Annotated in this window: 7 protein-coding genes; 5 read left to right on the top strand and 2 right to left on the bottom strand. The window is 61.7% G+C overall.

The window, feature by feature from the left end; genetic code table 11:
• Window positions 1-212: 212 nt before the first annotated feature.
• The 5 genes from CSC73_RS17780 (at window position 213) to CSC73_RS17760 (ending at window position 3,396) form a co-directional block, all read left to right on the top strand.
• On the top strand, window positions 213-515 hold the full coding sequence (locus tag CSC73_RS17780) for a YciI family protein (RefSeq protein WP_163843282.1): 303 nt from the start codon (window positions 213-215) through the stop codon (window positions 513-515).
• A 143-nt stretch (window positions 516-658) separates the two neighbouring features.
• Window positions 659-1,060 (top strand): hypothetical protein, encoded by a 402-nt coding sequence (locus tag CSC73_RS17775; protein WP_163843279.1) that lies wholly within the window; start codon window positions 659-661, stop codon window positions 1,058-1,060.
• Between the two features lie 610 nt (window positions 1,061-1,670).
• Window positions 1,671-1,955, top strand: coding sequence for a glycine zipper domain-containing protein (locus CSC73_RS17770; RefSeq protein ID WP_211840923.1), 285 nt, complete (start codon window positions 1,671-1,673; stop codon window positions 1,953-1,955).
• A gap of 409 nt (window positions 1,956-2,364) precedes the next feature.
• Window positions 2,365-2,844 carry a pyrimidine dimer DNA glycosylase/endonuclease V gene (locus tag CSC73_RS17765; RefSeq protein ID WP_163843276.1) on the top strand — a complete coding sequence of 160 codons (480 nt, stop codon included), beginning with the start codon at window positions 2,365-2,367 and terminating at the stop codon, window positions 2,842-2,844.
• 42 nt (window positions 2,845-2,886) lie between these two features.
• Window positions 2,887-3,396 carry a YybH family protein gene (locus CSC73_RS17760; RefSeq protein ID WP_163843272.1) on the top strand — a complete coding sequence of 170 codons (510 nt, stop codon included), beginning with the start codon at window positions 2,887-2,889 and terminating at the stop codon, window positions 3,394-3,396.
• Window positions 3,397-3,599: 203 nt separating this feature from the next.
• Here the strand turns inward: CSC73_RS17760 and CSC73_RS17755 are convergent, their stop codons facing one another.
• Together CSC73_RS17755 and CSC73_RS17750 are read right to left on the bottom strand one after the other, a co-directional pair.
• A complete protein-coding gene (locus tag CSC73_RS17755; RefSeq protein WP_163843269.1) occupies window positions 3,600-5,732 on the bottom strand; it encodes an amylo-alpha-1,6-glucosidase in 2,133 nt (710 codons plus the stop codon).
• Window positions 5,733-5,736: 4 nt separating this feature from the next.
• Window positions 5,737-6,804: a glycosyltransferase family 4 protein gene (locus tag CSC73_RS17750; RefSeq protein WP_163843265.1), complete on the bottom strand. Its 1,068-nt coding sequence runs from the start codon at window positions 6,802-6,804 to the stop codon at window positions 5,737-5,739.
• Window positions 6,805-6,811: the final 7 nt, after the last annotated feature.

Here is a 6,811-nt window from a genome sequence, read left to right as displayed (position 1 = left end):
GCCCGAGGCCCACGCTTATCAGTTCGAGGGAAACCTCGTCCAACTGTCCGGGCGCAGGGCGCGAGATCCGGCGTGCGGCCCCTGCTGAATTACGGTGCTGCTGACACCGAGGCGTTATCGGGCGCGCACGCCGGGCTCTCGACAACTACAGTAGGGCAATCGAAAGACATAAGGCGTTAGGCCGCACAAGAGAATTCGTGGAGTCTCAAGATATGAATGACTACATCTTGCTGATGCATAGCGATTCCACGGACCCGGCGGCCGCAAATGATTCTTTCGCTTGGGACAACTACTTTACGCTTCTCCAGAAAAGTGGGCTCTTTGATGGAGGCAGTGCCATTGGCAAAGGTCTTGCCTTTCGCAAGACCGGCCAGCCTGGAGCAGGCAGCGAGCATCTTTCCGGTTACATCCGCCTGCGTGCCGCCAGCCTTCAACAGGCTCAATCCTTTCTTTCAGACAACCCTGTCTATGAGGCAGGCGGCACAGTAGAGATTCGTGAGCTACCGCGCGACTAGTGCTCCGGTGCGCGGCCTAACAATTCGTTCAAGCCGACCCCGTGTCGTGGCGTCCGCTACGTGCTTTGCGCTACGCTTGCGCGCATCCGCCGTCCCGCCACGGGTCGGCTTAACTCAGGCGTTAGGCCGCAGGGAGGTAGCCCGTGAGTTGTGATTACAGCGTCTGGAACACCGCAGTGCGTCTCAGCGACGAGGAGGCTAGCGCGCTCCACATCCGCCTTTGCGACGGAGATACATCAGGAGTGGTGCCTCACCCTGGCATAGCTGCATTCTATGCAGAGCTGACGGCGCAGCACCCTGAGATAGATGCGATCCCTGAGGATGAGGTCGGCGACTTCGACCTGTGCCCGTGGAGCATCGCATTCGACCGATCTGATGGACACATAATTATGTGCTGCGTGTGGCCAAAGGCCGACTACGTTGGCACTCTTGTCTCTCAGCTGGCTAAGAAGCACGGGATTGCCTTCTACGACCCACAGTCTGAGAAGATCGTCTACCCAGATGCGGCAAAAAGCACCGCAAAACCGTGGTGGCGGCTGTGGTGATCGCAAGCAAAATGCCCGGACTGCGACCTAACAATCCATTCAAGCCGAAGCCACTTCGCGGCTCGGCTTAATTCAGGCGCCAGGTCCGCAATGAAGACTCCGATAATTGAGGTTAGACAGCAAAATCTCTTCGTACTGACGGAGTTTGATGGAGTCTTTGTAGACGCCATCATGCAGACTCGTCACAACAGGATTAACAACAAGACTGTCCATGTAATTGACTCAAGCGGGGATCTTTGGTCATTCGCATTTTCTCGCACTAACCACACCGGCATTCGGAGAATTGTTAGCACCCTAATCCGCAACATCTCGCATGACCAGTACACCTACACAAAAGAGTCAAACATCTCCGTTGGACGGTTCCGCGAGATCATTGAACTGCATCAAAGAGGCCTGGGCCCCGATCACAGCGAAATGGCTATAGCCTTGCTTGAGTCCGTTGCCACGTGCGCCCCTTCTGAGCCTTTGCGCAACCATATCCATCTGCTCAACCTATAAAGATCACACATGGCCTGGTATCTGCTAGTAGCGGGGCCTAACAATCCATTCAAGCCGAAACCGCTTCGCGGCTCGGCTGTGTCAGGGGTTAGGCCCCCAGGAGGTAGATCGCATGTACGGCAACCGCAACAAAAAGAAAACCAGCTATCTAGGCACTAGCATTCAGGGCAATGGCAACGAAGAGAAGACCAGCTATTTAGGTATCGGCATTGCTCTGGGTGTCGCAATCGGTGCGGCATTTGGCGTTGCCCTGGACAATCTGGCTTTGGGTATTGGCTTTGGTATTTGCATTGGTGTTGCGATCGCATTTGCGCTATCCAGTAGACAATCCGGCAAGAATGGCGAGTCCGGACGAGACGCTGAGGGCGGCCGGGACAGCGATGGCGACGGGGCCTAACAATTCATGTATGACTCCTCCGTCAAGTAGTCATGGTCTGATCGGATTTTGGTCGTCGGGAAGCGGGACGGTTGCAGTCGTGTATTCGGCTTTGGGGTGGACGTGTGTTGTCCGGGCCATCATGGAATCCGCGAAGCAGGTGCCTATCGTTCAAGCGACCTCGAAGGCCGGAATTGTCATCGGCGTTGTCTGCTTCGGGACCGAACCCTTCGCCATGATCAAGATCGTGTCGGGCAACTCCTGAGGGGTGGAACGGGTTGAACTCGGACCGCCAACGGTAGCTGACTGACGTGGTGCGGATCGAAGGCCTGACCGTGGTGCCCCATCGCCCACAGCCACCGCGCCAGCGATACTTGACCTTCCATCGAGAGAGCATGCCGCCTCTCGAGTCAAACCCATCGGGTGTCACATGCGGCTCTGGTCGTTGCATCCCAAATACCTGGACCCGCAAGGCCTGGTCGCGCTTTGGCGGGAAGGGCTGCTTGCGCGTGCGGTTCTTCGCGGAGAGACCCGCGGTTACAAGCATCATCCGCAGCTCGAGCGTTTCAGAGCGCATCCGTTTCCGCTGTCGGCAATGAACTCCTACCTGGCCAGCGTTCATGCCGAGGCGACGGCGCGCGGCTATGCGTTCGACCGCAGCAAGATCGGCCCGGTCCGGGCCATCGAGCCCATTCCGGTTACCGTTGGTCAGATCGATCGCGAATGGAGCCATTTGCTGCAGAAGCTCGCCATTCGCAGCCCCGGCCTGTGCTCCCGCTGGCGTAGCATAAGAACACCGGTTTGCCATCCGTCGTTTCGTGTACGTCAAGGCCCGGTGGCATCATGGGAGCGGGCGCCGGTGGCGCCCGTCGATTCATCCATTCCGAAGCCGCATCGCGGCTCTACTTGATTCAGGGGTCAAGCATCGTTCCAACACTACCGGGAGCCGAACATGAAATCGTTGCGTTCCTTTGTTTTCGCAGCCGCCCTCCTTGCCGCGGCGTATACAGGTTCCGCCGCAGAAACTTCAGTGCAGTCGGTACCCGACGCGGAGTTGCAGGCCATGCTCGGCAAATACGCCGATGCGGCGACATCGTTCTATAACGGCAAGCCAGAGGCGGTGAAGGCGCTTTGGTCGCATTCGGATGATGCGACGCTGTCGGGTGCGGCTGGCGGCCCTACGGCGAAAGGCTGGAGCGATGTCGGCTCAAGGCTCGACTGGGCGAGCTCCCAGTTCCTCGGCTCCGACGGTTCCAAGACCATCGAGCAGATCCAAACGGCTGTCAGCGGCGACTTCGCCTACATCGTGCAGTACGAACATATCCGCTATCGCCGCCCTGGACAGCCGGAAGTTTCGAAGCGGGACTACCGCGTGACCACCATCTTCCGGCGCGAGGCAGAAGGCTGGCGTGTCGTCCACAGGCATGCCGACACCCTTATGGAAAGACAGGATATCCGCTAGGCAATGCTGCCGGAGCCTGGCAATACATGAAGCCAGTTGCTTCGGCTTGAGGCGAACTCATGCGTTAATGCATGGACAGGGAAGGTGTGGCTGGCCCGCGATCGCGCCAACGTCGCCGGTTTCGACCTGCATTCGGGGCACTGATCGATCTGCGGGATGGGCGTGACATGAGCGTGCTTCAACGCATTCCGGAGATGGCAAGATCAATTGCGGATCTGCAGCGAGACTTGTCCGTTATCGTCGGCATCGAGGAAGGCGGCCACGCGGTCGCCCATTTTGCGGAACGCCAGATCCACGCGGTGTTCTCCCACCGCAAGGCCGGTGATGACGACATCCTGGATACCCTGCGGAAGTTCCGGACGGTGTACATGGATGGTGTGCGAACCGCCGTCGATCTCGACGCCCAGGCACGCTTGAAGGAGCATCAGCCCGGACCCCGCCGCCCAGGCCTGCGGCAGACAGGCGATGGGATAGGCCACGGGCGGCGCGCCCTGTGTCCGCGAGAAGCCGCAGAACAGCTCCGGCACCCGCATGTCGAAATGGACCGCAGCTTCGAATGCCCCGCGCAGCAGCAGGTTGGCCGCTCCGCGCACGCCCTGGCGCGCCATGCCGAAGGCGCACAAGGCGGAGTCGTGCGGCCATACCGACCCGTTGTGGTAGGAGATGGGATTGAAGCGCGCTTCGCCGCGCGCCACCGTGCGCACTCCCCAACCCGAGAAAAAAGCAGGCGACATCAGTTTCTCCGCGACGCTCGCCGCGCGCTCGGCAGAGGGCAGCCCGACGAAAAGCAGATGGCCCGCATTGCTCGCGCGCACGGCGCACAGCTCGCCGGCGCCGTCCACGGCCATGCCGTAATAGCCGGCGTCCTCCATCCAGAACAGTTTTTCCACCGCGGCGCGCAGTTCGTCTGCGCGCAGATTCCATCGCGCGGCCGCATCCGGGTCCCAGCGTTCGTCCAGATCGGCCATCTCGCCCAGTTCGGCCATGGTGCGCAAGGCGGCATAGACGTAGCCTTGCACCTCCACCAGCGCGATGGGGCCCTGCGCAAGCCGGCCATCGGCATGGAAGACCGAATCGCCGCTGTCCTTCCAGCCCTGGTTGGCCAGGCCCCGCTCGCTGGCGCGCGCATAGGCGAGAAAGCCGTTGGGGTGCGAGTCGCAAACGCGCTCTATCCATTGGATGGCCGCCAGCAATGCCGGCCATAGCGCCCGAATGGTGGCTACGTCGCCGGTACGCCGCAGATAGGCGCCGGCCAGTGCGATGAACAGCGGAGTGGTATCGACGCCGCCGTAGTAGAGGCCGAAAGGAAGCTCCTTCAATGCGGACATCTCGCCCTTCCGCGTTTCGTGCAGGATCTTGCCGGGCGCCGCATCCAGAAAAGGCGAGTCTTCCTGCGCCTGGTGCTTGGCCAGGAAGCTGAGCACTCCTTTGGCCAACGCGGGATCCAGCCACAGAGTCTGCAGCGCGGTGATCACCGCATCGCGTCCGAACGGCGTGGAGAACCAGGGGATTCCGGCGTAAGGATAAGGGCCCGTTTCCAGTTCGCTGGTTAACAGCGCCAGGTCCGAGCGGGAACGGCGCATCCACTGGTCGAACAGCGGGCCGCCGCTGGCCACCCGTGCGCCGCGCCGCTGCCGCCGCCGCATGCGCCGCCGTGCGGTCGCGGCTTCGTCGCGGTACCGTTCGCGCGTCGGCGTGCCTTCCGGCATCGCGCCTATCTCGACGTACAGCTCGTCGCTGCCGCCCGGCTCCAGCGCCACGGCCAATTCCAGCAAGCCGGACTCCAGGAACCGCGGCGTACGCGAGAAAAGCACCGACGACGTGCGCACCACGGCGTCGAGTCCCTCGTAGCGGAAACCGTATCCCCAGTCGCCGGTCTCGGACTCGAACAGGCGACCGCGCGCGGAGCGTTTGCTGCCGCGCACTTCGAACATGTCCACGAAGTCCGCGGCCAAGCGGAACCGCAAAGGCAGGCGTGCGGGCCGGGCTCCGTAATTGACGCAGGTGATGCGTTCGAATATGCGTTCCTTGCACAGGAAGCGGCTGCGGGTCAGGTGGATAAGCCCTTCGGGCGCACCCATTTCGTCAAGCGCCGACAGCGCGCGATTGGTCATGTGGGCGACGAACAGCACGTTGTCCTGGGTGACCGCTGCGCTGAGCAGCGCCGGCTCCTGGTCGCCCAGCAGCAGTTGATAGGCCGACAGGATGCGCGTGTCCTGGATGAAGAAGCCCTCGCTGAGGGACACGACGTTGCCCAGGCTGTTGGCGACCAGGAAGCTGTCGCCGTCCTTCAGCACGTAGCGCGTCTGCAACGCGGCATCGGTGGTGGATTCCATCGCGTCAGGCCTTCTTCAAGACCGGCTGCTTCAAAACCGGCTGCTCTTGCGTCAGGCGCAGATACAGTGATTCGTAGCGGTCCACCATGCGCGATGCGTCGAAACGCCGGTCGAAACAGGCGCGTATGCGGCGGCGGTCGTAGGTGCGCACTTCGGCCACCGCGGCCACGGCTTCCTCCATTCCGTCCACGACCCGGCCGCTGATGCCGTCGTCCACGATTTCCGGCACCGACCCTTCGCGCCAGGCCACCACCGGCGTGCCGCAGGCCATCGCTTCGATCATGACCAGGCCGAACGGCTCGGGCCAGTCGATCGGGAACAGCAAGGCCGCGGCGTTGCCGAGGAATTCGCTCTTCCTGGAATCGTCTATCTCGCCGATGAATTCCACATCGGCGCCTTCCAGCATGGGCGCGATGGTCTGATGGAAGTATCGTTGGTCTCCCGCGCCCACTTTCGCGGCGATCTTCAGCGGCATGCCGACTCTTCGGGCGATCTCTATGGCGCGGTCGGGGCGCTTTTCCGGCGAGAGACGCCCCAGGAAAGCGAGATAGTCGCAGGCAGGCCGGGAGGGAGGGATGCACAAGCCGGGCGGCAGTCCATGATGGATCGTATCGAACCAGTTGGCCCAAGGCATGGGTTTGCGCTGGCTGTCGGAAATGGAAACCAATGGGAAACCGGACCAGCGACGGTAGGCCTGTGCCAGGTCCTGCTTGTCCTGGCGGCCATGCAACGTGGTGACGGTCTTGTGCGCTACCGTCTCGAATATGGGGAAGGGCAGCAAGTCGATATGGAAGTGCAGCACGTCGAAATCGTCAGCGCATTGGCGGATGCCGTGCAGCATGGACAAGTGCGCCGCAAGCGCCGACTTTTGCGGCGCCGGGTCCAGGCGCAGCGCCTGTTCCCTGAAACTGGTCAGGTCGCCGGAGGTCGCCGAATCGCCGGAAGCGAACAGCGTCACCTGGTGTCCGCGCTCCACCAGCGCTTCGGTCAGGTAAGACACGACGCGCTCGGTTCCGCCGTACAGCCGCGGAGGTACCGATTCAAGCAAAGGCGCGATCTGCGCGATTCTCATGGGTTCT

Source organism: Pseudoxanthomonas sacheonensis, assembly GCF_010093305.1.
GTDB classification, from domain to species: domain Bacteria; phylum Pseudomonadota; class Gammaproteobacteria; order Xanthomonadales; family Xanthomonadaceae; genus Pseudoxanthomonas_A; species Pseudoxanthomonas_A sacheonensis.
Note: the sequence above shows the minus strand (reverse complement) of the source record. Positions and strands in the feature narration are given on the sequence as shown.

Excerpts from the sequence above, each read along its gene's own strand:
- CSC73_RS17780 (WP_163843282.1), top strand. The coding sequence starts at position 213 with ATGAATGACTACATCTTGCTGATGCATAGCGATTCCACGGACCCGGCG.
- CSC73_RS17750 (WP_163843265.1), bottom strand. The coding sequence starts at position 6,804 with ATGAGAATCGCGCAGATCGCGCCTTTGCTTGAATCGGTACCTCCGCGG.
- CSC73_RS17760 (WP_163843272.1), top strand. The coding sequence starts at position 2,887 with ATGAAATCGTTGCGTTCCTTTGTTTTCGCAGCCGCCCTCCTTGCCGCG.
- CSC73_RS17765 (WP_163843276.1), top strand. The coding sequence starts at position 2,365 with ATGCGGCTCTGGTCGTTGCATCCCAAATACCTGGACCCGCAAGGCCTG.
- CSC73_RS17755 (WP_163843269.1), bottom strand. The coding sequence starts at position 5,732 with ATGGAATCCACCACCGATGCCGCGTTGCAGACGCGCTACGTGCTGAAG.
- CSC73_RS17770 (WP_211840923.1), top strand. The coding sequence starts at position 1,671 with ATGTACGGCAACCGCAACAAAAAGAAAACCAGCTATCTAGGCACTAGC.